Origin of the sequence: Oribacterium sinus (genome assembly GCF_963553175.1) — a bacterium.
GTDB classification, from domain to species: Bacteria; Bacillota; Clostridia; order Lachnospirales; family Lachnospiraceae; genus Oribacterium; species Oribacterium sinus_B.
Window position 1 is genome coordinate 1 of record NZ_CAUVME010000034.1, and the last position, 24,449, is coordinate 24,449.

Consider the following 24,449-nt stretch of genomic DNA (forward strand, 5'->3'; position numbering starts at 1 on the left):
AAGAGAAGCCGGGAACGGAGAATGGTGGAACCACTACAGAGAAACCGGGTGAAACCGTAACTCCAGGAACTTCCGAGAATACAACACAGCCCGGTGGAACTACAGAAGAGAAGCCGGGAACGGAGAATGGTGGAACCACTACAGAGAAACCGGGTGAAACTGAAACACCGGGAAATTCTGAGAATACAACACAGCCCGGCGGAATCCCAGAGGAAACACCCGGAACTCTCCCAGAGAACAATTTAAAGGATTGGCCTATTGCCTATCACTTTGAGTATGATGCTGAGAAGAAGTCATTCCTCTTGTTCTTTGGGAAAAATGAAAATCCAGCTCTTGTAAAACAGTTTTTGTATAGAAACGTAGATGTTATGGTGAATGACAGTCTCTATGAGTTAGGAGATTGGGATGAAGATTTAAACATACCAGAAAATAAATATATCTATGCGCTAAAGTGGGATATTAAAGAGAAAGGATATTTTAACGCGCTTCGTCTAAACCGTGCTGCCTTCCATGAGGGAGTTAATACTCTGGAGTTTGCACCAGATGGATACAAACCGGTAATTTTCAATTTCAATGTAACTAAAAGAATGCTTCAAGATCTTAAGAAATTGGATAAGCTACAGTATCATTTTGAGTACAAATCAGTTCCCGGAAGCTATAATGTGAAGATTGTAAAATTCGAAAATCTTAACCAGGAGCAAAAGCAATACTTGAAGAGTCTAAAGACTTTGGAGGTAGATGGTGTAAGGTATACTAATGTAGACGATCAACGGTATGAAGACCTATGTGCCGGAGGAAGACACGTATTTATGTTGCTGAAAGATTCATTAGATATAGCTATCGGAAATCCTCCACAAGAATATGGTGTTCATCGAATTAGTTTACAGTCGGAAGATTATGAGGATATTGAAATCTCTTATGAAGAAGAGAAGGCTATGCCGGCACCCACTGCTCATAATCCTGAGAAAAAAGCCCAGGGATACTATGAGCTTTCCTTCGAAGGAGATAGAGCGGACATTCAGAATTATTTAAAGAGCATCAAGAGTCTGACTGTTGCAGGAAGAACCTACGGACAAATGGCATCTTTCCGTGCTGATTTGTTGAAGATGGGAGAGAAGTTCAGCTTCGGAGATTCCACGGGAGACAAGAAAGTAGAAGATTTGCTCTTATTCTCCATTCCTACAGCAAATGCGGATAAAAAGCAGGAAATTCTTATTGAAGCGGAAGGATACGAAGTAGCTACCATTCCTCTTTCCTAAGAGCCTTTAGGGAAAAGTAGAACGTTTGTAAAAATATAAGAAAGAAGCGGTGAAAGAAAACCGGTACGGAAACCGGGACGATCTTTCGCCGCTTTTTTATTTCCAATCATTTAATTTCAATAATCGTCGGCTCCGGGCAGCAGGAAAACACTTTAGTTTATTAAAGCAATAAATCGTATTTATATATTAAGACAAATGCATAATATTTTTCTATACTTCTTATTCTTTTCTTTGCTTGGGACGAAAAACTTAGGAGTCAGCAGATGAACAGCTGTGTTTTAGCACTTAAGGAGAAGAGAAAATGAAAAAAGGAGTGGAACAAAAGAAAAAAGAGCCGAAAGCGAAGAAGGGAGGCTTGTTCCAAAGCTTGCGTTTAAGCAGCAAAATGTCGATTCTAATCGGCCTTTGCTCAGCGATTGCGCTTATCGGGACAGGCTCTATTCTAATTAATATTAGTAAGAGCAGTATGGAAAAGACCGTTGACAGCAATATGGTGGATAAAACCCACATGGCTATCAATGATATTGAAAATATCCTCTACCAAAATCAGGTGGTTGCGGAAACCATTAGAGAAGGCATTATGTCGGCTTATGAGACTCAGGAAGAGGTGGGGGCAGTGCCCGCCAATATCTGGAATATTGTGGATGGGAATGGAAATGCCGTTGCCACCAAGGTGATGGGACCGACTACTTTCCAGTCTCGGGTAAGAAATGTGGCAATTCCGGCAAATCTTTATAATGCGGAGTCTGCTATGTTGGACTCTCTTTACGCGGCGGTCAACAGTGATGACAGTATATTTGGCGTAGGAGTCTATTTTGACAAGGGTGCCTTTATTCCCGGCGTGGATGACTATTCCCTCTATCTTAGCAAGGAAAATGCCAAGACTCGTACTGTGCAGACCTATTCCGCAGGCTATCAGGAAGAAGAGGATTTTAAGCATTTAAAAGAAACACAAAAGCTTAGCGTTAGCAGCATTTATCAGGATGCCTATACCAAGGACTGGGTTTTTTCCATAATGGTTCCTATTGTTATTAAAGAGGAATTTAAGGGCTATGTTCTTGTGGATATGAAAATGGATGTTTTCGAACTTCTGCAGCAATCGGACGACCGTTTTCCATCCTTGGCTGTTGATTTGACAGATCATGATGGAAATATTGCTTATTCTATGGATGCGGATGCGATTGCAAAACCCGTGAAGGATACTTTGCCGGAGGAGGCATACAATACTCTGGAAAGCATGAAGGCAGAGGGAAAATCTTTTAATGTGGTTACTGATAGCTTGGATAAGGGGAAGGTAAAGCGCTTTCTTGCTCCGCTAGAAGTAGGAGATACAGACTGGTGGGTAAGTGTCAGCCTTTCTGAAGCAGAATATAATGCTACTCTGATGACTTTGGTAAAGACTGCTGTGTTGACCAATTTATTGGGGGTATTGATTTTGGTTTGCCTTACCCATTTCCTGATTCGTACCTCATTGGCTCCTTTAAAGAAAATTTCTTCTTCCGGCGTGGAAGTGGCCAAGGGAAATTTCGATGTAGATATTCAGTACAATAAGAAAGACGAAATTGGAGAACTGGCAGAGAGCATGAGAGAAATCATGCAGAGAATCCGGACTATTATTTCCGACTTGCAAAATAAGCTCAGCGAGCTGTCCAAGGGAAATTTCCGAGTGGATATGGAAGATCAGGAGTATTATGCCGGTGCCTATGCACCTCTTCTACAGTCTCTTAGGGATATTCGGGGAGACCTGTCCAATACTATGAAGGAAATCAGAAATTCCGCAGAGCAGGTACAGGAAGGCGCGGATCAGGTAAGTAATGCCGCCCAGTCTCTTTCCGAAGGGGCTACGGAACAGGCTTCTTCCATCGAAGAACTCTCTGCTACCATGGATGATATTTCCCACAAGATTGACAGTACGGTAAAGATTACCGAGGAAGTGGCAAAATTAAGCAATGATGCGGAGAAGGCTGTAAATGTCAGCACCAATAAGATGGATGAGATGTCCAGAGCTATGCAGGATATTACGGAGAAATCTCAGGAAATCAATAAGATTATCAAGACCATTGACGATATTGCTTTCCAAACCAATATCCTCTCCTTAAATGCAGCCATCGAAGCAGCCCGTGCCGGAGCGGCAGGAAAGGGCTTTGCGGTTGTGGCGGATGAGGTAGGAAACCTGGCTCAAAAGTCTGCCAAGGCTGCCCAGAATACCAGCAGCTTAATCGAAGAGGCTATTGATGCTATTGGAAAGGGAGCAAAGCTTTCCGAGGAAACTGCCCAGTCTCTAGTGGTGGTTTCTGAACAAAGTAAGAAGATTAACAGCATGATCAGCAACATTTCTCTGGCATCGGATGAGCAGGCCAAGGGCGTAAAGCAGGTAAGTGTGGGAATCGACCAGATTTCTTCCGTAGTACAGAATAACTCCGCTACAGCGGAAGAAAGTGCGGCAGCTTCCGAAGAGTTAACCGGACAGGCTCATACCTTAAATGAGCTTATGGAAAAATTTCAGCTTAAGGAAGATTAAGGGACAAGCTGATGAATAGAGAGTTCGACAAGATGCAAAGATAGCTTGACGAATAGCTTAAAAAGTCCCTTAAAATAGATAATTTCATTTAAAGACAAAATGTATAAATATTTACAGAATATTGAAGAAAAAGCGTACAAGTGCTATAATTCCCCTTAAGAATTTATTTTTGCCTGCCTACATTTTCCCCTAAAAATTCTTTCTTTCCCCGAAGAAAGAGTGGCATAAGGAGAAAAGGCAGGGATAAGGGTTAAACCTTAAGGAGAGGAGTGTTTATGGACAGCACAGTAAAAAGAAAGGGAGGGCTAGGGTTCTGGATTTGTAACTTTGCCTTCACTCTGGAGCGCTTTAGCTTTTACTCCGTAAAGTGGCTCATCGTACAGTTTTTAATCGCCAGTGTGGCCAACGGCGGTTTAGGAGTAGCGAAGGAAAATGGTGCTACTTACCAATCTTTCTTCGTAGCATTCACCTATTTAGCGCCTTTGTTCGGTTCCTATATATCCGATTATTTTGTGGGTGCCAAGTATCTGGTTCCTATCGGTATGGTTTTGATCAGCGTAGGATACTTCTTCGGCTTTAGATCTTCCAGTCTTACCGATGTTGCTATCATGATTGCATTAGCTTCTATCGGAACCGGACTCTTTAAGCCCCAGACCAACTCCATCACCGGAAAGTTATTCTCCGATCCTAAGGATTTGGATATGGCCTTCTCCACTCAGTATTCCATGGTAAACTTAGGTTCCTTCATCGGAACCACCAGCGTGGGACTGATTGCAGGAGCAAGAGGCTATAGAATCTGTTTCCTGGTTTGCTCCATCGTTATGTTGGTAAATGCTGTTATGTTCTTCTTAGGTTGGGGACCCTTGGGAGAAGCAGGAGCAAAGCCCTTTAAGGATAGTGCAGAAGCAGCTGCATCCAAAGAGACCATTAAGACAGCTGAGCCAAGCAGACCTCTCACACAGATTGAGAAGCAAAGAGTTCTGGCTATTATCGCCGTTTCCCTCTTCTCCTCCATCTTCTGGATTTTCTGGTATTTGGCATATCTACCTGTTTATGATCACTGGGGAGCAATGAATGATGCCAAGGAATTCATTAACATGAACTGGAAGCTTTTCGGATTCACGATTCCCACATCCTTCTTTGACTCCGAGAATGGACTTCTTTGTATTCTGTTAGGACCTGTTTTAGGACTCCTTTGGGCTAGAGACGCAAAGCGTGCCGGCGGTGGACTCAGTATCTTTAAGCATACTGCATTAGGTATGGGAATTTTAGGACTTGCTTTCGTGGTTTCCGCATTGGCAGAGATTACCAGAGCCGGAAGACCTGCAAGCTTACTTTGGGTTGTAGTATTCGGATTCTGCTTATCTCTTGGCGAGATGACCTTCTCTCCATTAGGAAATTCCTTTATTTCCAAGTTTGCTCCCGGAAAGCTCCTCTCCAAAATGATGGCGGTATGGACCTTTGCCATCTTTATTGCAGGACTTTCCTACGGTACCTTGTATAACATTATTTCCAAGATGCCATTTGCAACAGCAAGCTTCGGTATTGCAATTCTCTTGATTGTTCTTGCAGCAGTTCTGTGGATTATGGATAAGAAGTTGAACAGCTTGATTACCAATGATCAGACAGAAGCAGCATAGAAAAAGAATAAATGGATAAAAAGCATTTAAGAAAATATTTAAGAAGGGGAGGGCTTTAAGCCCTCCCCTTTCCTTCCTATATTGCTTAGAAAATTTTTTTGATTTTTACAGCCCTTTTTTGCTTTAGTCGTTCTGATTCAGCCACTCCATCAATACCTTCTTGTAAAGCTCCTCTTCATCTACAAAGCACATGTGCCGAGAATAACGGAAAAGCTCCCACTTGGCATTGGGAATAGCATCAAACATGGTCTTCGCAATATAGGGAGAGCAAAGGTCTTCACCACCACTACAAATCAGAGTGGGTTTGGAAAAATCTTTCATCTGCTCCAGATAATTATAATCCCGAAGTGAGCCGGTAGGAGTAAATTCATTTGGACCCCAGCCTGCAACATAAGCTTCGGTTCCTGCTTTTTTCTTTCTTGTCAGGCACTCCGCCGCATCCGGGCCAAAGGGACCGGCACAATATCTGGTCATAAACTCCGTAATGGCTACATCATAGTCCGGATCACTGTAGTTTCCGGTCTTCTCCGCCTTGGCGATAGCCTCCTGCATCTCCTTGGGAAGATAGCCAACTCTTCTTTTCTGTTCACTTTCCCAGATGGCATTGTAGGGAAGGGTACTGGAAAGAATATAGCTGGCAACTCCCTCGGGCTTACATTCACATTCATAAATGATTGCCAGCATACCGCCCCAGGACTGTCCTAAGATATGCACTTCATCCAATCCTAAATGCTTTCTCAGGGCGATTAATTCGTTTAGCCAGGTCTCCTTAGTCCAAAGATCCGGATGTCCGTCCAGGTAAGAGTTTCCACAGCCCAGCTGGTCATACATAATCAGCTGACGTCCGTCTTTATCAGCAAGGTCATCCAAAACTTCAAAATAGTTGTGGGTGGAACCGGGTCCCCCATGGAGCAGAAGAAGAGGCTTTTTATTGCCCTTATTCTCTCCAACAATACGATAATACGTTTCATAGCCTAAATAAGGCATGCGTCCTTCTTGAATCTTTGCCATAATGTCCTCCGTTTCCACCGGCTGAGCCGCTGGTTTTCTTAAATTATATTTCTTTTATCATACCATATTTTCCAAGAGATGTTAATTATTTAACGGGAAATACTATGAAGCGGAAGTTGCTTAATACTAAAGATCCCCCAAAGGAGAATTACAATCCTTTGGGGGATTTTACAAATCTTCTAATGAGAAAACATCGAATTCGATAAGAGAAAAGCTATTTTATTCTCCCTTAACGATACTTCCGTCTTCCTTTACAATCAAAAGATCCTTGGTGTAGTGGTTCAATACATGGCATCCGTCCTCGGTGATGATTACCAGGTCTTCTACACGTACGCCGATATTTTCCTCAGGAATATAGATACCGGGCTCTACAGAGAAGCACTGTCCAACCTCGATAATCTCTTCATTAACGGAGGAAACGTCTCCCACCTCGTGATCCTCGATACCTGCGGAATGTCCGGTTCTATGGGTGAAGTACTTACCATAGCCCTTCTCCTCGATATAGTTTCGGCAAGCCAAATCCACATCGCACATTCTGTTGCCGGGCTTTGCCATGGCGATTCCCCGAAGGTTGGCATCCCGAACAATCTGATAAATCTCCTTATGTCTTTCGCTGACTTCTCCAATGAAGACGGTTCTGGTCATGTCGGAGATATAGTCATTTAAGACACCGCCGATATCCAGGATAACGCAATCTCCCTTCTTTCCCTTAGTGTCGTCGGTAACATGGTGAGGATCTGCGGCACCGTGTCCGTAAGCGGTAATGGGATCAAAGGAAACGCCGGAACAGCCGTGCTTCTTGTACAGGTCTCTGGTTACGGCATTTAATTCCTTCTCTGTTAAGCCCTTTACCACATAAGGCACTAACTCTTCCATAACCTTATCATTTACTAAAGAGGACTGAATCATCAGTTCTTGCTCATGCTTGTCCTTAATCTGACGTACCTTGTCCACGATTACGGAACCGTTGACGAAGGAGGAGCCTGCCTTCAATTCCTGTAAGCGAAGAAGGAAACGTGCCGGCCATGTCTTGTCAATACCCATAGGCTTATCCTTTTCGATGAACTCGGAAAGAATTGCTACAGGATCTTCCGTATCGTCAAAATAAGTGATTTCAACACCTAAGTCTCTCTCCTGGGGAAGCATACGGTTTACGAACAGATGCTTGTCACCCTTTGTGTTGATATACAATGCCAACATTCTTTCGCCGGGATGAATCCACTTTCCGGTTAAATAGAAAATGGCGGGTGGGTCGGTAATAATCATCTGAGAAAGATTCCGCTCCTCCATCTTCTTTAAAATCCGCTCTAACTTGCCTTGATCCATTTGTGTCTCCTTTCTATAGAGGGAGAAGGGAGCTTCCTGCTTCCTTGCTCCAAAGAATAATGTGTTTGGCATAACTACCTAGATTATAGCAAAATTTCACTAAAATAGCACATTGAATGCAAAAAAAGTTGAAGAAATTGTAAAAATCCGATATAGACAAGATTTATAACTGAGCATTTAAAATAAAAATTTGCGGAGGAAAATCTTTTGTGCTATAGTACAGAAGTCCTAGTTATTCAGTAGGTTTATAGGAATATATGGCAGGGCAGAAATCATAAGTATAGAAAGTAGAAAGAAGCTTTTAGTGGTAAAAAGCTTTTATGGGAGAAGAAGGAGAAGAGAATTATGGGTAACGTAAAGAAGAAAAAAATAGCTTTGGGCTTACAATTATTGATAGCATTGTTTTTAGGAGGGGCAGCAGGATATTTCCTTCCCCAATTCGCAAGCTTTTACCAGTTTCTGGGACAGGCCTTTATCCGGCTTATTAGTATGCTGATTATTCCTTTGGTGCTTCCCCTTGTGGTAGTGGCTGTGGCAGAGGTGCTGGGAAAGAATCATTTTCAGAAGCTCCTGGGAAAGACCTTCCTGTATTTCTTTGCCGTAACTACAGGAATTACCGCCCTTTTTGTCTTTGCTTCCTATTACTTAGGCTTTGGTCAGGGAGTAAATATCGGACAGGAAGGTGCAAGCTTGGAAGGAATCGCCACCGGGGTAAAGATTGATGAGTTTTTCTTAAACTTCATTCCTTCCAATCTTTTCAAGGCACTTACCGACGGCGCATTACTTCCGATTCTGATTTTTGCCATTTTCTTGGGCTATGGCGTAGGTCAGCTGGAGCAGGAGAAGAAGGAAGCCTTCCTTTCCGGCACAAAGATTTGGATTGCCGCTATTTATAAGATTTTAGACGCAGTGATTTTACTCTCTCCTGTGGGCGTTTTCGGCTTTATTGCCAAGGACGTGGCAACGACCGGAGTGGATAAGCTTTTGGGACTTGGACAGTTTGTCGCGGGAATGTACCTTGGTTATGGCGTTTTAGCACTTGTAATCTTCCCTGTTATTGCTATTCTATATAAGGTAAACTATGTAAAGCTTATCAAGAGTATCGGAGATTTGGTGACACTGGCCTTTGTGTCCGGCGGCTCCAGCGTGGTTTTACCCCCGCTTTTGAAGCGTTTGAAGAAGGAAGGCTATGACGAGGCGGTAACGGATTTCGTGGTACCTCTCGGCTACTCCTTTAATCTGGAGGGAGCAGCAGTGTATTTTGCCTTGGCGACTGTCTTTTTGGCAAATGCTTACGGCATTACTTTCACGACCCAGGCCTTACTGTTTACGGTTCTCCTTTTAAGTTTAATCGGAAAGACCGCGGCAACCATCCCTTCCGGGGCCATTGTGGTTTTATTGGCGGCAGCTCCCCAGTTGGGACTTCCTGTGGAAGGTGTGGCATTGATTCTCTCCGTGGACTTCTTTGCAAATGCAGGAAGAACCGCCTTAAATGTGGTAGGTCAGGCTTTGGCAGTGGCTGTACTGGACAGTAAAAAAGAAAATGCGGAAAAAGTAGAAAAACCGGCAAAGGCGGAAAATGTAGCAGGCAAGGAATTTGTTGCCAATGCAGGCTAAGAAACAGTTGTTACTAAAGTAGGCTAAGAAGCCCGATAGAACGAAGGAAAAATCCGCCGGCCATGCAAGATGAATTGGAAGAAAAAACATTTATAGAATACGAAGTTTCGGAAAGGAAGTAATATGGCAGAGAAAAAAGTATATGTAATCCATGAAAATCTGGAATGGACCCGGCATTTGGTGAAGTGGCTGGAAGAAAAGAAGATTCCCTATGAGTTATGGGACTTATCCAAGGGCATCCTGAATTTACAGGAGGCTCCTCCTGAGGGTGTGTTCTATAACCGTATGTCTGCCTCCTCCCATACCAGAGGACACCGCTATGCGCCGGAATACACTGAGCAGGTGCTTTCCTGGCTCACAAGACACGGTCGTAAGGTGGTAAACGGTTTAGGGGCCATTAATCTGGAAATCAGTAAGGTAAAGCAGTATCTTGCCTTAGAGGAAAATGGAATTCCCCACCCCAAAACCGTGGCGGTTTTAGGACAGGATCAGATTCTGGAAGGCGCAAGACAGCTAAATATCTACCCCCTGATTACCAAGCATAACCGTGCAGGAAAGGGATTGGGGGTACAGCTTTTCCAAAATGAAGGGGAGCTGGAGGCCTATGTCAACAGTCCGGCCTTTGAGCCTTCCGTAGACGGCATCACCCTTTTGCAGGAGTATATTAAGCCCGCAGACGGCAGAATTCGCCGTTCCGAGTTTATCGGACAGAAGTTCTTATACACCGTATCCATTGACTCCTCCGACGGCTTTCAGCTCTGCCCGGCAGACGGTTGCCAGGTCGGGAAGAAGAAGGAAGAGCTGGAAAGCTCCGAAAAGTTCCAAATTACAGAACCTTTGGAGAAGGAAAGAGAGCAGGCCTACACAAAATTTTTACAGCACAGCGGCATTGATGTTGCGGCGATTGAGTGGGTACAGTCGGCAAGCGGAGAGATTTATGTTTATGACGTAAACACCAACACCAACTATAATCCTACTGCGGAGAAGAATGCCAATATTTATGCTCATGAGCATCTGGCTGAGTACCTGGGAAAGCTTTTAAAAGAGCAGGGGTAAAAAGATTTTCCGGAAATAAAGAATACGGATCGGAAGTTTTTGTAAAGAGAATATAAGCAGCTTTATAAAGTGAAGGAAGGGGATGTTCATTCCCCTTCCTTTTTGCTATAAATAAAGGCATAGGATTAGGAAAGAGGGTTTTACGTTTTGAAGGGAGTGAGCAGTTGTGACAGAAATCAGTGCCAGACAAAGGGATTTCTTTGATCGTCAGGTGATTTCTTTGATAAAAATGAAGTACGGGATGGAGGACATGAAAGCCATTCGTTCCTTTTTGTTCTCGGAAACCTATCAGATGCTACTGGATCCATTGACAGAGGTATACACCTTTAGTCCGCAAATTGTATTTGAAATGTGGGAAAGTGAAATGATTACCGGGAATCCTCGAAATTCACAATATATCAGAGGTGAAGAAAATGAGTAAAGAAGGAGAGTTTTTTATTTATCTTCTGGAAAGATATGCAGATTTCAAAAAGCAAAAAGCAAGTGATATTCTAAAGTTATGGGATGAGGCAGACTTGACCAAACTGATTTATGATTTATACGAAATTTATCATGTGGAGCGTTTGGAAAATGCCTTTGAAGATATAGATATCTTATTAAAAGAAAGAAGTGGCTTAGTAGAAGCCTAAAACAGAAAGGAAAACCCATGAATACATTTATTTGCTATGACCGTTGCAGTACCTGCAAAAAGGCAGAAGATTTTTTGAAGGCTCACAATGTGCCTTTTGAAAAGCGCCCGATTAAGGAGAAAAACCCAAGCGCCAAGGAAATCCATGAGATGAAGGAGCGATCCGGCCTTCCCTTAAAGCGTTTCTTTAACACCAGCGGACAGCTGTATAAGTCCATGGAATTAAAGGATAAGCTCCCCAATATGTCCGAGGAAGAGCAGGAGGCATTACTGGCTACAGACGGTATGCTGGTAAAGAGACCTATATTCCTTTATGGAGAGAAGGTTTTGGTGGGATTTAAAGAAAAGGAATGGTTAGAGGCATTAGGAATATAAGATAAATACTTCGTCGGTGATATTTGTTGTAAATAAAAGGGGGCTTACAGCCCCCTAATTATCTCACAACACTTCTTCACGTCCTCTTCTCTTGTGGACCAGCTGGTACAAAAACGAATCACGCTGGAGTTTTCATCGTAGCGTTCCATGTAGGCGTACTGGGCCTGCTTTTTTAATTGTTCCATTTTTTCGTGGGAAATGACAAAGAAGACCTGATTGGTGGGATAGTCTCCGAAGAGGGGGAGCCCCGCATCCTTTAAGGCTGCCTTGATTTCCCGGGCGTAGGCGTTGGCCTTTTCGCCGATATGGAGGTAAAGCTCATCCCTAAAGAGCTCATCAAATTGCAGTCCCAGAAGCCAAGCCTTGGCAAGGAGGGCGCCGTGCTGTTTGATGGAGGTGAAAAAATGAGGAAGTCTACCGGCATCCGGAATAACCACCGCTTCTCCGAACATGGCACCGCATTTGGTGCCTCCGATATAAAAGACGTCGCAGAGCTTAGCCAGGTCCGAAAGGCTGAGGTCATTTTCCGGTGCAGCAAGAGCATAGGCCAGTCGGGCACCGTCTACGAAAAGCAGCAGTTGATGCTTTTTACAAAGCTCGGAAATGGCAGTAAGCTCTGCCTTGCTATACAGACTACCGTATTCCGTGGGCTGAGAAAGGTAGACCATGCCGGGCTGGACGGTGTGGGCTTTGTTTTCGTCCAAGGCAAAGTCGGAAAGAAAAGCTTCCAGTGCTTTCGGAGAGAGTTTTCCGTCCTTTCCCTTTAAGGGAAGCACCTTGTGCCTTGTCAGTTCAATGGCTCCCGCTTCATGCACTGCAATATGTCCGCTGTCCGCACAGAGTATGCCTTGGTAGGAAGGGAGGAAGGAGTCAATCACCGTGGCATTGGTCTGGGTTCCGCCCACCAGAAATTCCACCTGAGCGGTAGGGCAGTGACAGGCCTTTCGGATTTTTTCTTTGGCAGCTTCGCAAATGCTGTCGCTTCCGTAGCCGGGATAGGGCTTTCTATATTCTTCCGTCAGGCGCTTTAAGATATTTTCGTGGCAAGCCTCTTGGTAATCGGACTGGAATTGCAGGATATCGGTATTCATTTTGCCTCCTTTTTTCGGAAAAACTTTTTTTCGATTTTTTTATTTTAAATAGGGAAGAAGAAAAACGCAAACCGGAAATATCGAATGAAGAAAAAGCCCAAACTGAAAATCCATAGGGGAAAGACGTGAAGAAAAATCCCGATTCGATATTTACCGGAGTAGGAAAAGAAATAAAAAATTAAATCAAACGCTTATCTTGTCAAAAACCTTGCCGATTATAATAAAGACGGATTCTTCCAGGGATTTCGGATTTAGAGACGAAGGAGAGTCTTCCGTCGAGGAATGTTACGCATTTTCCGGCTTTGCAGTTTAAGATAAAGCATTTTCCTCTTGTAAAGACAAGAGCTTTGCGAAACATTGGCCTCGACCTTTTTAGAGGTATAGAGTGTTTAAGGGAGTAGTTAAAAAACGGTTACGTTGGCTCAAGGCTTTGCAGCATATTGCAGAGCCGAATTACCCCTTAGGAATAGAGAAAAGTCGGTCAGGGAGGTCCTTCTTTTTTCCGGAATGGAGGCAAAATGAAGAAACAAGGAATAGACAGAGTACTGTTTCCCTTGGCTACGGCCATTCTGCTTGGTTTGTTCAGCGGACAGGCTTTCGCGGAGGGACAGGGTACTGCGGCTTCTGAAGGAAGATGGCAACAGGATGGAAACAACTGGAAGTACGTGGACGGAAACGGTCAGGAGAAGACCGGTTGGGTGGAAAGCAAGGGACAGTGGTACTTTGTGGATCCCCAGAGCAAGAATTTAAAAAGTGGATGGATGGAGAAGGACGGAAAATGGTTCTTCCTGGACACCAAGGCGGATTCTTTGGGAAAGATGGCTACAGGTTGGCAGTGGGTTGACGGCTACTGTTATTACTTTGCCGGTGATTCCGGAAGAATGTATCACAATGAAAAGACACCGGACGGCTTCTTTGTACAGGAGGGCGGAAAGTGCGCCAATGAGAAGGGCGAGCCTTTGTTCGATCTTTCCAAGGGCGTACAGAGCACGAAAGAAAAGGAAGCGGTAGCGGAGCAGGCCAGAAAAGAAGGCAAGAGTCTGGAGGAAATCGTAAGTCTTGTGGCGCAGGTAAAATCTGAGGCTACAGGAGCTTCCCAGTCCCAGGCTGCAGAGGCCAATGCAGGAGCGGTGAAGTTCTCCGGCGTGGTGAAGAGTGCAGGAGGCTCCGGCGGCGGAGGTGGCGGTTCCAGCTCCGGTGGCGGTGGCGGAAGCTTTTCCGGTGGCGGCTCCGGCGGCGGGGGAAGTTCTTCCGGAGGCGGAAGTTCCTCCGGTTCAAGCAGCAGTGCTTGGCAGACCAGCTATAACCCCTCTACCAAGAATCCCTTTGCAACAAAGGAAGAGCTGTATAGCTTCCATTTGCAAAATGAGCTACGTAGAAAACAAGAAATTGAGGCGCGATCTAGGGAACGTGCTAAGCAGGAACAAGAACGTCTGGATAGGCAGAGAGCGGAACAAAAAGAGGCTGCCAGAAAGGCAAGAGAAGCACAAGAGCAGAGAAATCGTGAAAATGCTGAGCGTTTAAGACAGGAGCAGGCTAAGAGAGAGGCGGCTTTCCAAGAGACTCAGGAGAGGTTTCAAGCCGGTTTAACAGGTGATGATGTTAAACGCCTTCACGTGATTGATAAGAAGGGAGAAAGCAGATTCGCTTTATTTACCAAGGGAATCAAGTTGAGAGCGGATAGCTTTAGAAAAGATGAGAATCTGGTTATTGCAAAGAATACTTACGCCTTTGAAAGCATTCCCCATACCGCTTCTTCCGGCTTCTATGATACAGCGAATGTGGCGGAAAGAGTATACGGCGCAGGAGAAGAGAACTATATTTTCAGATTAAGCTACTATGCGGCAGAGAGAGATGCTTTACGGCATGCTCTTTTACAAAGGAGTGAGGCTGTGGTGGAATTCCAGGGGAAAACACCGCAAAGTGGAAACTTCAAAGCCCAAATCTTTGGAAAGCTCCATAGCCTGGATGAGCTTTATACCGAGGCCAATGCTCCTACGGGATCCAGTGCTTATGCCCTGTATCCAAAGACACAGGAAGCCGGTCAAAGCCAAAGAGCCAGTGCTTCTACCCTGTCTCGTTCAGAAGCAAGAGCCAGTGCTTCTACCCTATCTCGTTCAGAAGCAACAGCTTCCGCTTCCAACCTGGGAAGAGAGGGAGTAAGAAATAGTACCCTTCCTCAGAACTTAGGAAATGAAGCTCTCTTTGATGAGAAGAAAGTCAATCCTTCCGACTTTTCCAAGACAGTTTTGGAGTATTTGAAAAAGGGAGAAGTTCTGCTTTTGGAACATAGCGGCTTTAATAAGAGCGGAAATCAGATTGCCGTAGTTTACGGTGCAGAGTGGGATATCTACGGAGAATTAACCGCATTATATCTTACCGAGCCGGATGATAGCTTGCAGGCAATGAAGCGTTATCCTGTGAAAAAGCTGAGCAGTAATAATGAAGAAAAACTGGTCTTCACACCGGAGAAGAATGACAAAGTACAGTCTAAGCTGAAGAATTTCTATACGGTAAAGCTCTACGAAGAAGCGCCGGAGAATTTATTCTTTGACGTAACAGGCTAACAAGCTTTGGAACCATCATTTTCCGAATAAGAGAAAGAAAACATATAAAAAAGAAACGCTGAAGTAGCGCTCAGAAGTCTAGAGCACTTTTGCTTTTCGAAATATAGCCTGTAATAAGGGGCAATCTGAGCCCGCGGGTTCTTGGCTTTTGTACTATAAAAGCTTAGAACCCCTGCGAGGCGAAGTTAGCGGGAGCGTGCCCCTGTTACAGGCTATATTGTTGAAAAGCGATAAATCACTACTTCAGTGTTTCTTTTATAATGGAAATTATTTCTCTTCTTCTACTCAATAATGGTCCTTGCAAGAATAAATGTACAGTACATCATCTTCAATAGCATAAATCAGCCGATCTTCTTCCGTGATACGTCTGGACCATTTTCCGCTAAGCTCGTATTTTAGAGCTTCCGGTTTGCCGATTCCTGAGAAGGGGCTTCTTTCTATCGCTTCAATAAGGCGATGAATCTTTTTGATGGTACTTTTATTATTTTGGGCATACCAATAGAGGTAATCTTCCCACGCCTCATCGGACCAGGCTTTAATCATCTTCTTTTACCTCAAGCAAGTCATGGGTTTGAAATTGTTTTTTTTGGAATTGCGCTTCTCCATGGCGTATTTTTTCCATTAAATAAGAATTGGATAGAATTCGCAGACTTTCCTGCAAGCTGTCATATTCTCTTTTAGAGAGTACGACTACGGTATCCTCCGCATCCTTTGCGGTTACAATCAGCGCATCAGCATCTTCATTTACCTGCTTCATGTATTGCTTTAAATTCTGTCTGAAATTGGAATAGGCAACAGCTTCCATAGTTTTTCTCCTTTGAATTAGTTGTACAAAATATTGTACGACTAAAGCAAAAGAAAAGCAAGAGTAGCTCTTGCTTTTCTTTTCTGTATGCTTAACAAATACTATCTGCAAAGCATGTAATTTTCTTTTATTTCTCTTCTTCTACAGACTCGGTAAGCTTTGCCACCTCCATGTTCTGCGGCAAAATCGCACTTAAAATCAAAGCAACAACAAAGACTACCGCTACGACATTTTCCCCGAATACGGTCTGTACGATGCTGGGGAAGATGTGCCAGATGCTGCTCTCGGTGCTGGAAGTAAATCCGATACCTACTGCCAAGGAAAGAGAAGCGATGACGATATTTCTCTGGCTGAAGCCGCAGGAAGCAATCATCTGCATTCCGGAGACTACGATGCTACCGAACATCATAATGGTGCATCCCCCTAAAACACTCTGGGGAAGGGAAGCAAAGAAATGTCCTACAGGGGGCAGAAGTCCTGCCAACAGCATTGCTGCTGCACCGGTGGCAATGGTGAAACGGTTTACTACCTTAGTCATAGCAATCAGACCTACGTTCTGGGAGAAGGAGGTTACGGGAGCACAGCCGAAAAGTCCGGAAATGCTGGATCCGAATCCGTCACAAGCCAGAGAACCGGAAATTTCCTTTTCGGTAATTTCTCTGTTTAAGCCGGAGGCTACCATGGCTGTAGTATCTCCGATGGTCTCTGCTGCGGAAACCAGGAAGATGATACAAACGGAAAGGATGGCGCCGATGTTAAACTGTGGAGTAAAGGGGAAGAGTCTTGGTAAAGACACAAAGCCGTCAGAGAAAATCAGGCTTAAATCCACCTTGCCCATAAATATGGAAAGAATATATCCCACGATTAAGCCGGCCAAAACGGAAAGCTGCTTCATATAGCCCTTTACAAAAATGCTCCAACCGATGCAGGTAAGTAAAGTTACAGTGGCGATGATTAAGTTCTCTTTGGAACCGAAGTCATCTCCGTAGCCTCCGCCGAAGGAACGTGCGCCTACGGTAAAAAGGGAGAAGCCGATGGCGGTTACAACGGTTGCGGCAACGATGGGAGTGATGATTCTCTTCCAATACTTTGCCAAAAGTCCTAAAACACCTTCAAAGCAACCGCCTACGATGACCGCACCGATAACGGTGGGATAACCGAAGTTTGCGGCAATGGTGGACAGGATGGTAACGAAGGTAAAGCTTACACCCATTACAATAGGAAGCTTGGCACCAACCTTCCAGACCGGGTACAGCTGGATAAAGGTGGCGATACCTGCGGCAAACATCGCATTTTGTAAGAGCATGGCGATTTCCTGCTGGGTAAGGGCGGGCTGTGCAGCTCCTGCGATAATGGTGATAGGGGCTAGGTTGGATACAAACATGGCTAAGACATGCTGTAATCCGAAGGGGATGGCCTTTCCGATGGGCACTCTTCCGTCTAGCTTGTAAATGTTCTCCATGCGTGCTACTGACTTTTCTTGACTCATTTTTCCTCCTTCATTTGTTTGAAAAAGAAAAAAGATTCCTGAAATATCACCGGGGATTACGTATTTTCAATGGTTTGTGCCTAAGGAGCTTCCTGATTTTCTCCTAAACAGCATTTTCCGATGTCGGACTGTAGAGCTTTCTTCCTTGAAAATGTAGCTATCCCTTTTTGTGATTTTTCATAGAAATCTTTCCTGTTTTTTCAAAAAGATAAAAAATCCTATAACAAGAATCTGGACTGTATTGTAACACCCTGTAAAGTGCTTGTCTATATTTTGACAATGCGCCAAAAATTAGACAAGTTCACGGAAATTTCTAAAAATAAAGGAAAAACCTTGGAAATATTAAAATGGCTTTTTGGCAAAAAATCCAGTAATATCAAGCTTGTAGGAAGATGCAAGGATAAGCTGTAACGGAAGGGATTTTTGCCAGTCAGTACAAAATTTTAGATTATCTAAAAAATTTTTTTGTTAAATTTATGACAGAAGCACCAAAAAAGCTTGGCAAAAACTGTGAATAGACTCCAGAAATGGGTGATTTTATACTTAGACAAAGCCATTCCGGAGGAAGAAGGCCTTGTATTTTCGTAACCAATGGATGCATTTGCAAACAGTCAGGAGGGTTTCCATGCGTGCAGTAGGGAAAGATAAGATTCGTGTTGATGCCTATGGAAAAGTCACAGGCGAAGCAAAGTATACTGCGGACTTAGAGCCGAAGAATATTTTGCACGGTAAGGTTTACCATTCCACCATCGGAAATGGTTTGGTAAAGAGCATTGATACCAGTGAGGCGGAGAAGGTACCGGGAGTCGTAAAGATTCTTACCTGCTTTGATGTGCCGGATATCCAATTCCCCACAGCAGGACACCCCTGGTCTGTAGAGAAAGCCCACCAGGATATCTGTGACAGAAAGCTTCTGAATCAGAGAGTCCGGATTTACGGAGATGATATTGCCTGCGTCATTGCGGAAAATGAAGTGGCCTGTGACCAGGCTCTTCGTCTTTTAAAGGTGGAGTACGAGGAATATCCTGTGATGACCACCGTGGAGGAGGCATTGGCGGAAGGAGCTCAGGCGCTTCACCCGGATCTTCGTAAGGACAATGTTATCGTTCATAGCCACATGACCATGGGAGAGAAGGATTATACCTTTGAGGAAGGTCTGAAGAAGGCCAAGGAAGAGTATGGAGAGGAAAATATCTTCACTCTTGAGCGGGTGTATGATACTCCGAAGATTTCTCACTGCCATATCGAGCTTCCGGTGTCCTTTGCCTATGTGGATGTGAACGATAAGATTACCATTGTTTGCTCCACCCAGATTCCTCATATTGTTCGTTTATATACAGCGATGGCTCTCGGGGTTCCTGCTGGAAGAGTTCGTATCATTAAGCCCTATATCGGCGGCGGATTCGGTAACAAACAGGACGTATTGTATGAGCCGTTAAATGCTTACATGTCCATGCAGGTGGGCGGAAGACCGGTGCGATTGGAGATTTCCCGTGAGGAAACCATTTACGGCACCAGAACCAGACACCAGATTACCGGACACACCAAAGCGGTGGTAACAAAGGACGGACAGATTCTTAGCAGAAAGATGGAAGCTTTTGCCAATAACGGAGGTTACGCTTCCCACGGTCATGCCATCTGTGCAAACTGCGGAAATGTGTTTAAGGAATTATATATTGATAAGATCGGTACAGAAGTAGACTGCTGGACCGTTTATACCAACGCTCCTACTGCGGGAGCTATGAGAGGATACGGTATTCCCCAGTCCGTATGGATTACCGAGTGCTTAACCGATGATCTGGCTAAAGAAATCGGTATGGATCCTTTGGAGATTCGTCTAAAGAACTGTATTCCTGAAGGATTTAAGGATCCGCACAATGGCATTACCTTCCATTCCTATGGATTAAAGGATTCCATGATAAAGGGTGCGGAGCTTGCCAACTGGAAGGAGAAGAGAGCGGAGTACGATAAGCCTCAAAGCGGAGACAAGAGAAGAGGTATCGGTATGGCGATTTTCTGCTATAAGACCGGTGTTCATCCTATCGCTTTAGAGACTGCTGCGGCTCGTATGGTATTGAATCAGGACGGTTCCTGCCAGCTCTTTATGGGAGCTACGGAAATCGGACAGGGTGCGGATACCGTATTTACCCAGATGGCAGCAGAGGCCTCCGGTATTCGTTATGAAGATGTCTATGTATGTTCTACCCAAGACACCGATACTGCTCCCTTCGATACAGGAGCTTACGCTTCCCGCCAGACCTATGTTTCCGGTATGGCTTGTAAGAAGGTGGCAGAGGAGTTTAAGGATCGTATCTTAGACTATGCGGAATATATGTTAAACAATGCGGTACAGGATTTCTCCAAAACCGTATATGCCGAAGAGGTTAGCGCTGCGGCAAAGAAGATTCGAGAGCTTCTTTCCCTTTCCGAAGAGACAGAGATTTCCAAGGATTCCTTAGATCTGGTGGATTCTCAGATTGTGGAAAAGAAGAGCGGAAACCCATTACTTCCCCTTGCTATTTTGGCTGACACCGCCTTCTATTCTTTGGATAAGTCCGTGCATATTGCGGCGGAATGTACCAACCACTGTAAGAGCAATACCTTCTCCTCCGGTGTGTGCTATGCCGAGGTGGAAGTGGATATTCCCTTAGGTTTGGTGGAGATTTTACGAATCGTGGAAGTGCATGATTCCGGAATCATTATTAACCATGATACCGCAAGGGGTCAGGTTCACGGCGGAATGGTACAGAGCCTTGGCTTCGGTTTATCCGAGGATTTACTGGTAGATCCGAAGACCGGAAAGGTATTAAATGCCAACCTCTTAGACTTTAAGATTCCTACCGCTATGGACGTTCCCGATCTGGAAGTGGATTTTGTGGAGCTGGAGGATCCTACCGGCCCCTACGGTAATAAGTCCTTAGGAGAGCCTCCTGTTATTGCAGCGGCTCCTGCAGTAAGAAACGCTATCTTACAGGCTACCGGCGTTGCCATGAATGTGGCGCCGATGACCAGCCAGAGACTCACAGATGCCTTCCGCGAGGCAGGATTAATTAAGACAATCTCTGTAGACTAAGGAGGAAAGCGATAGGGAGGGCTTTCTCCCTATGCCGGTTTCTTCTCAAGATTGTATAGAACATAGAGGACAGGGGCTCCTGTTTTAAGCGGGATTCCCGTCCGTAAAACACAAGAGTGATATTTATCTTATGGTAAAGGAGAGGATAAAGACATGTTTGATTTACAGGGATTTCATGAAGCAAAGGATGTAGCGGATGCGGTGCAGGCCTTAACTGCCAATCCCAATGCGGAAATCATTTCCGGCGGAACCGATGTATTGATTCGTGTTCGTGAGGGAAAGGATGCGGGGAAAGCGCTGGTATCCATTAAAAATATTGAAGAAATAAAGGGCGTAAAGCGTTTGGACAACGGAGACCTTTTCATTGGAGCAGGAACCTGCTTTACCCATTTGACCAATGACCCTCTGGTACAAAAGCATATCCCCATGCTGGGAGAGGCCGTGGACACCGTTGGAGGTCCCCAGATTCGAAATATGGGAACCATCGGCGGAAACATCTGTAACGGAGCAACCTCCGCAGACTCCGCAGCAGGCATGCAGGTTTTAAATGCCATTGTTTGCCTGACAGGCCCCAATGGGGAGAGAAGAGTTCCGATTTCCGAGTTTTATACCGGCCCGGGAAAGACTGTCCGTGAGCAAAATGAAGTTTGTACCGGCTTCTTAATCAAGAAAGAAGATTACGAAGGCTTCAGCGGAAAATACATTAAGTACGGAAAGAGAAAAGCAATGGAGATTGCCACTCTGGGCTGTGCGGTAATGGTAAAGCTGGACAAAGAGAAGAAGCATATTGAAGAAGTAAGACTGGGCTACGGTGTAGCGGCTCCTACCCCCATTCGTTGCCCGAAGGCGGAGGAAAGCCTGAAGGGTGCGGCTTGCACCGATACGGAAAGAATTGAGAGCTATGTAAATATCGCCTTAACAGAGGTTCGTCCCAGAAGCTCTTGGAGAGCTTCCAAGGAGTTCCGTTTACAGGTGATTTCAGAGTTGGCAAAGCGTGCTTTAAAGGAAGCCATTGTTTTACAAGGAGGACAGATCAATGCTTAAAATTATTCATTTTAAGGTGAATGGAAGAGATGTGGAACTGGCTGTGGATGAGAGAGAGTCTCTCTTGGATGCCTTGAGAGTGCGTCTTGACTTAACTTCTGTAAAGAAGGGCTGTGAGGTAGGAGAGTGCGGAGCTTGTACCGTTTTGGTAAACGGAGAGGCAGTGGACAGCTGTATCTACCTGGCTATGTGGGCAGACGGAAAGTCCGTTCTTACCGTAGAAGGTCTTAAGGGGCCAAACGGAGAGTTAAATCCGGTTCAGACCGCATTTATCGAAGAAGCAGCGGTGCAGTGCGGCTTCTGTACTCCCGGACTGATTCTTACCGCTGTGGAGATTGTGGGAACAGGAAAGGACTATACCAGAGAAGAGTTAAGAAAGCTGATTTCCGGACATCTTTGTCGTTGCACCGGTTATGAAAATATTTTAAATGCCGTAGAAAGAGTAGTGAAGGAAAATCTTCAGAAAGCAAACTAAAAAATATTTTGGTTTTTGCCTAAAAATTTGTTAGGCAAATCGCACAAAAGTTTTTACTCTCTTTTGGAAAAAAGGGAAGTCTTTGCGGTGGGGGTGGCAACTCTCACCGCTTTCGTTTATAATCATATTGTTAATTTGTAAACGACATAATTATTTTTTAGATTACAAGGAGCGAGCTAAAAAATAAAGAGATATCCTACAGGAATACGGATTGCGATAAGCAACCGAAAGCTTTTCAAAACAGTGAGAATACTTGGTCGATAAAGGGGAGGAGCAATTTCTTTTTCTTCATCGGCTTAGGAGAAAGAGTAAAAAGGGAAGAGGATACCTTCGTCGCTATATTGAGTTTAGGAATTAGGAGATGCTTATGGAAGAGATGGATGTATTTCGTTTTATTGTAAACGGAAAAGAGGTGGAAACAAAGGAAGATAAGCCCTTGCTTCGTTTTCTTCGTGACGATTTAAAGTGTAAGTCCGTAAAAGACGGTTGTAGTGAAGGAGCCTGCGGAACCTGTACTATTTTGATTGATGGAAAGGCTGTGCGTTCCTGTATTTTGTCTACCAAAAAGGCAGTGGGAAAGAACATTGTTACCGTTGAAGGACTGAGCCTTCAGGAGAAGGAGGCCTATGTCTATGCTTTTGGACGTGCCGGTTCCGTACAGTGTGGATTCTGTATTCCCGGTATGGTGATGAGTGCCAAGGCTTTAATCGATGTGAATCCGAATCCAACAGAAGAGGATATTAAGAAAGCCATCCGCTCCAACATTTGCAGATGTACAGGCTATAAGAAGATTATCGAAGGAATTGCGCTTGCTGCCAAGGTGCTTCGGGGAGAGGAAAAGATTCAGTCCGAGCTGGAAACCGGAGAAGACTTCGAGGTTGGACAGTCCGCTTTCCGTGTGGATGTTCGAGAGAAGGTTTTGGGAACCGGAGAATATCCTGATGATGTGGAGATGGAAAACATGGTTTACGGAGGAGCTGTTCGTACAGAGTATCCAAGAGCCAAGATTTTAAAGATTAATACAGAGGCGGCGGAGAGCCTTCCCGGTGTTCTTGCTATCTTAAAGGCTGAAGATGTTCCCAACAACAAGGTGGGACATATTCAGCAGGACTGGGATGTTATGATTGCCGAAGGGGACACAACTCGTTGCATCGGAGACGCTCTTTGCCTGATTGTTGCTGAGACTCCTTCCATTTTGGAGGCGGCGAAGAAGCTTGTAAAGGTAGAGTACGAAGTGCTGGAGCCGGTAAGAAGCATTGCAGAGGCTAAGGCGGAAAATGCGCCTAAGCTTCATCCTAACGGAAATCTTTGTCAGCAAAGACACGTAACCCGTGGAGATGCCAAGGCAGCCATTGCGGGAGCAAAGTATGTGGTAACAGAGAGCTTCTCTACTCCATTTACAGAGCATGCCTTCATGGAGCCGGAGTGCGCCATTGCCTTCCCTTATAAGGACGGTGTGAAGGTATATACCAGTGACCAGGGTGTATATGATACCAGAAAAGAAATTGCCATCATGATGGGCTGGGATCCTTCCAGAATCGTGGTAGAGAACAAGCTTGTAGGTGGCGGATTCGGCGGTAAGGAAGACGTTTCCGTACAGCATATTGCCGTGCTGATGGCTTTAAAGGTGGGAAGACCGGTAAAGGTAAAGTTCACCCGTCAGGAATCCATCAACTTCCACCCCAAGCGTCATGCTATGGAGGGTACTTTTACTCTGGCTTGTGATGAAAATGGTATTTTCCAGGGCTTGGATTGTGAAATCTACTTTGATACCGGAGCCTACGCATCCCTTTGCGGACCGGTATTGGAGAGAGCTTGTACTCATTCCGTTGGACCTTACACCTATCAGAACACCAATATCTATGGATATGGTTATTATACCAATAACCCACCTGCAGGAGCTTTCCGCGGATTCGGTGTGTGCCAAAGTGAGTATGCATTGGAAATGTTGATTGATAAGCTGGCTGAGGAGGTGGGCATCAGCCCCTGGGAGATTCGTTTCCGTAACGCCATCGAGCCGGGAAAGGTTCTTCCCAACGGACAGATTGCGGATTCCTCTACAGCCCTTAAGGAAACCTTATTGGCGGTAAAGGACATTTACGAAGCCAACAAGGGTAGAGCGGGTCTTGCCTGTGCCATGAAGAATGCCGGCGTAGGTGTAGGTCTTCCGGATAAGGGAAGAGCCAGAGCGGTTATTAAGAACGGCGTGGTAGAGTTGTATACTGCGGCTTCCGATATCGGACAGGGCTGCCGTACCGTATTTATGCAGATGATGCACGAAGGTACCGGTCTACCGGTGGAGAAGATTGATCTTTCCAAGGGATCCACAGAGGATTCTCCGGACTCCGGAACTACTTCCGGATCCCGTCAGACTCTGATTACCGGTGAGGCGGTAAAGGGAATTGCCGTAGAGATTAAGGGAGATTTGGACAAGGTAGGCGGAGACCTTTCCGCATTGGAAGGAAAAGAATA

18 protein-coding genes and 1 pseudogene are annotated in these 24,449 nt (G+C 44.9%); 13 read left to right on the plus strand and 6 right to left on the minus strand.

Features of this window, described 5'->3' with window-relative positions; translation table 11 throughout:
- From RYO92_RS08860 to RYO92_RS08870, 3 genes and pseudogenes are all read left to right on the plus strand, one after another.
- Positions 1–1,259 (plus strand): annotated as a pseudogene (locus RYO92_RS08860) (hypothetical protein); the annotation flags it as partial.
- Positions 1,260–1,560: 301 nt separating this feature from the next.
- Entirely contained in the window at positions 1,561–3,780 is a 2,220-nt protein-coding gene (locus RYO92_RS08865; RefSeq protein ID WP_315370158.1) for a methyl-accepting chemotaxis protein, read from the plus strand.
- Positions 3,781–4,055: 275 nt separating this feature from the next.
- Positions 4,056–5,420, plus strand: a complete 1,365-nt coding sequence (locus RYO92_RS08870) for a peptide MFS transporter (protein ID WP_315271478.1) — start codon at positions 4,056–4,058, stop codon at positions 5,418–5,420.
- Between the two features lie 123 nt (positions 5,421–5,543).
- On the opposite strand, the gene pepI is transcribed toward RYO92_RS08870, so the two are convergent.
- Together pepI and RYO92_RS08880 are read right to left on the minus strand one after the other, a co-directional pair.
- Positions 5,544–6,431 (minus strand): proline iminopeptidase, encoded by an 888-nt coding sequence (pepI, locus tag RYO92_RS08875; RefSeq protein ID WP_314832948.1) that lies wholly within the window; start codon positions 6,429–6,431, stop codon positions 5,544–5,546.
- A gap of 219 nt (positions 6,432–6,650) precedes the next feature.
- Complete coding sequence (locus RYO92_RS08880) at positions 6,651–7,757, minus strand: M24 family metallopeptidase (RefSeq protein ID WP_183683937.1); 1,107 nt, start codon at positions 7,755–7,757, stop codon at positions 6,651–6,653.
- A 345-nt stretch (positions 7,758–8,102) separates the two neighbouring features.
- Here RYO92_RS08880 and RYO92_RS08885 point away from each other — a divergent pair, with 345 nt between their 5' ends.
- From RYO92_RS08885 to RYO92_RS08905, 5 genes are all read left to right on the plus strand, one after another.
- Entirely contained in the window at positions 8,103–9,374 is a 1,272-nt protein-coding gene (locus RYO92_RS08885) for a dicarboxylate/amino acid:cation symporter (protein ID WP_315370159.1), read from the plus strand.
- Between the two features lie 123 nt (positions 9,375–9,497).
- A complete protein-coding gene (locus RYO92_RS08890) occupies positions 9,498–10,430 on the plus strand; it encodes an ATP-grasp domain-containing protein (protein ID WP_315370160.1) in 933 nt (310 codons plus the stop codon).
- Positions 10,431–10,596: 166 nt separating this feature from the next.
- Positions 10,597–10,851, plus strand: coding sequence for a hypothetical protein (locus RYO92_RS08895; RefSeq protein ID WP_314327608.1), 255 nt, complete (start codon positions 10,597–10,599; stop codon positions 10,849–10,851).
- Positions 10,844–11,059, plus strand: coding sequence for a DUF3791 domain-containing protein (locus tag RYO92_RS08900; RefSeq protein WP_007157749.1), 216 nt, complete (start codon positions 10,844–10,846; stop codon positions 11,057–11,059). Before RYO92_RS08895 ends, RYO92_RS08900 begins: the two co-directional genes overlap by 8 nt.
- Before the next feature lie 17 nt (positions 11,060–11,076).
- The gene (locus RYO92_RS08905; RefSeq protein ID WP_007157748.1) at positions 11,077–11,433 is read left to right on the plus strand and encodes an arsenate reductase family protein; all 357 of its coding nucleotides are present in this window, start codon (positions 11,077–11,079) and stop codon (positions 11,431–11,433) included.
- A 44-nt stretch (positions 11,434–11,477) separates the two neighbouring features.
- Here RYO92_RS08905 and RYO92_RS08910 read toward each other — a convergent pair whose 3' ends face one another.
- Positions 11,478–12,524, minus strand: a complete 1,047-nt coding sequence (locus RYO92_RS08910) for a threonine aldolase family protein (RefSeq protein WP_007157747.1) — start codon at positions 12,522–12,524, stop codon at positions 11,478–11,480.
- Positions 12,525–13,042: 518 nt separating this feature from the next.
- On the opposite strand from RYO92_RS08910, the gene RYO92_RS08915 reads away from it, so the two are divergent.
- Positions 13,043–15,091, plus strand: a complete 2,049-nt coding sequence (locus tag RYO92_RS08915) for an N-acetylmuramoyl-L-alanine amidase family protein (RefSeq protein ID WP_315370161.1) — start codon at positions 13,043–13,045, stop codon at positions 15,089–15,091.
- A gap of 285 nt (positions 15,092–15,376) precedes the next feature.
- On the opposite strand, the gene RYO92_RS08920 is transcribed toward RYO92_RS08915, so the two are convergent.
- The 3 genes from RYO92_RS08920 to RYO92_RS08930 all read right to left on the minus strand — a co-directional run bounded on the left by RYO92_RS08920 (position 15,377) and on the right by RYO92_RS08930 (position 17,385).
- On the minus strand, positions 15,377–15,634 hold the full coding sequence (locus RYO92_RS08920) for a Txe/YoeB family addiction module toxin (protein WP_308579270.1): 258 nt from the start codon (positions 15,632–15,634) through the stop codon (positions 15,377–15,379).
- Positions 15,627–15,896: a type II toxin-antitoxin system Phd/YefM family antitoxin gene (locus tag RYO92_RS08925; protein WP_314327598.1), complete on the minus strand. Its 270-nt coding sequence runs from the start codon at positions 15,894–15,896 to the stop codon at positions 15,627–15,629. The genes RYO92_RS08920 and RYO92_RS08925 overlap by 8 nt, the downstream gene beginning before the upstream one ends.
- Before the next feature lie 127 nt (positions 15,897–16,023).
- Positions 16,024–17,385, minus strand: coding sequence for a uracil-xanthine permease family protein (locus tag RYO92_RS08930; RefSeq protein ID WP_314669538.1), 1,362 nt, complete (start codon positions 17,383–17,385; stop codon positions 16,024–16,026).
- 625 nt (positions 17,386–18,010) lie between these two features.
- Between RYO92_RS08930 and xdhA the strand changes: the two genes are divergently transcribed.
- The 4 genes from xdhA to xdh form a co-directional block, all read left to right on the plus strand.
- On the plus strand, positions 18,011–20,458 hold the full coding sequence (gene xdhA / locus RYO92_RS08935; RefSeq protein WP_315370162.1) for a xanthine dehydrogenase subunit XdhA: 2,448 nt from the start codon (positions 18,011–18,013) through the stop codon (positions 20,456–20,458).
- Between the two features lie 153 nt (positions 20,459–20,611).
- Positions 20,612–21,502, plus strand: coding sequence for a xanthine dehydrogenase subunit XdhB (gene xdhB / locus RYO92_RS08940; RefSeq protein ID WP_315370163.1), 891 nt, complete (start codon positions 20,612–20,614; stop codon positions 21,500–21,502).
- Positions 21,495–21,977, plus strand: a complete 483-nt coding sequence (gene xdhC, locus RYO92_RS08945; RefSeq protein ID WP_007157738.1) for a xanthine dehydrogenase subunit XdhC — start codon at positions 21,495–21,497, stop codon at positions 21,975–21,977. Before xdhB ends, xdhC begins: the two co-directional genes overlap by 8 nt.
- Before the next feature lie 376 nt (positions 21,978–22,353).
- The coding region (gene xdh, locus RYO92_RS08950) for a selenium-dependent xanthine dehydrogenase (RefSeq protein ID WP_315370164.1) at positions 22,354–24,449 on the plus strand (2,096 nt) is incomplete at its 3' end.

Excerpts from the sequence above, each read along its gene's own strand:
- pepI (WP_314832948.1), bottom strand. The coding sequence starts at position 6,431 with ATGGCAAAGATTCAAGAAGGACGCATGCCTTATTTAGGCTATGAAACG.
- RYO92_RS08925 (WP_314327598.1), bottom strand. The coding sequence starts at position 15,896 with ATGGAAGCTGTTGCCTATTCCAATTTCAGACAGAATTTAAAGCAATAC.
- RYO92_RS08870 (WP_315271478.1), top strand. The coding sequence starts at position 4,056 with ATGGACAGCACAGTAAAAAGAAAGGGAGGGCTAGGGTTCTGGATTTGT.
- RYO92_RS08920 (WP_308579270.1), bottom strand. The coding sequence starts at position 15,634 with ATGATTAAAGCCTGGTCCGATGAGGCGTGGGAAGATTACCTCTATTGG.
- xdhC (WP_007157738.1), top strand. The coding sequence starts at position 21,495 with ATGCTTAAAATTATTCATTTTAAGGTGAATGGAAGAGATGTGGAACTG.
- RYO92_RS08865 (WP_315370158.1), top strand. The coding sequence starts at position 1,561 with ATGAAAAAAGGAGTGGAACAAAAGAAAAAAGAGCCGAAAGCGAAGAAG.
- RYO92_RS08880 (WP_183683937.1), bottom strand. The coding sequence starts at position 7,757 with ATGGATCAAGGCAAGTTAGAGCGGATTTTAAAGAAGATGGAGGAGCGG.
- RYO92_RS08890 (WP_315370160.1), top strand. The coding sequence starts at position 9,498 with ATGGCAGAGAAAAAAGTATATGTAATCCATGAAAATCTGGAATGGACC.
- RYO92_RS08915 (WP_315370161.1), top strand. The coding sequence starts at position 13,043 with ATGAAGAAACAAGGAATAGACAGAGTACTGTTTCCCTTGGCTACGGCC.
- RYO92_RS08930 (WP_314669538.1), bottom strand. The coding sequence starts at position 17,385 with ATGAGTCAAGAAAAGTCAGTAGCACGCATGGAGAACATTTACAAGCTA.
- RYO92_RS08910 (WP_007157747.1), bottom strand. The coding sequence starts at position 12,524 with ATGAATACCGATATCCTGCAATTCCAGTCCGATTACCAAGAGGCTTGC.
- xdhB (WP_315370163.1), top strand. The coding sequence starts at position 20,612 with ATGTTTGATTTACAGGGATTTCATGAAGCAAAGGATGTAGCGGATGCG.
- RYO92_RS08900 (WP_007157749.1), top strand. The coding sequence starts at position 10,844 with ATGAGTAAAGAAGGAGAGTTTTTTATTTATCTTCTGGAAAGATATGCA.
- xdhA (WP_315370162.1), top strand. The coding sequence starts at position 18,011 with ATGCGTGCAGTAGGGAAAGATAAGATTCGTGTTGATGCCTATGGAAAA.
- RYO92_RS08885 (WP_315370159.1), top strand. The coding sequence starts at position 8,103 with ATGGGTAACGTAAAGAAGAAAAAAATAGCTTTGGGCTTACAATTATTG.
- RYO92_RS08905 (WP_007157748.1), top strand. The coding sequence starts at position 11,077 with ATGAATACATTTATTTGCTATGACCGTTGCAGTACCTGCAAAAAGGCA.